1 protein-coding gene is annotated in these 384 nt (G+C 42.7%); it reads right to left on the reverse strand.

Annotation, left to right across the window (positions count from 1 at the left end; translation table 11 throughout):
- Positions 1–384 (reverse strand): mucin-binding protein (locus KH400_RS22090; protein WP_217228301.1); only part of this gene is annotated, 384 nt, incomplete at both ends.

Consider the following 384-nt stretch of genomic DNA (forward strand, 5'->3'; position numbering starts at 1 on the left):
GGATTATCTGGATTAATTGGTTCACCTGGTGTTTGTGGATTATTCGGACCAACCGGCGTTGTGCCATGAGTTAAATGAACCTCGAAACTTTGAACGGTACCATCTTGGTTATAAACCACCCCATGAGTTGGATAATTGTCTGAGACTAATTGATACCCTTGTTTTTCATAATCGGCAATGGTGTCACCCGTCCGATAAGGATCAGTTGAACCATAGTCGCCAGTCAAGTCCTTAGCGCTTAAGGTTTTACCAGTCGTATCATCAATATATGTGACGTTGGCGGCTTCTTGGTTTGCTGTATAGATAATGGTCTGAATATTATCCTTACTATCCTGCGTTAAGCCATCAACTGAATCGCTGGCTGGTTTACTTGCAGTATAGCCT

Origin of the sequence: Desertibacillus haloalkaliphilus (assembly GCF_019039105.1) — a bacterium.
In the GTDB taxonomy this organism is placed as follows: Bacteria; Bacillota; Bacilli; order Bacillales; family KJ1-10-99; genus Desertibacillus; species Desertibacillus haloalkaliphilus.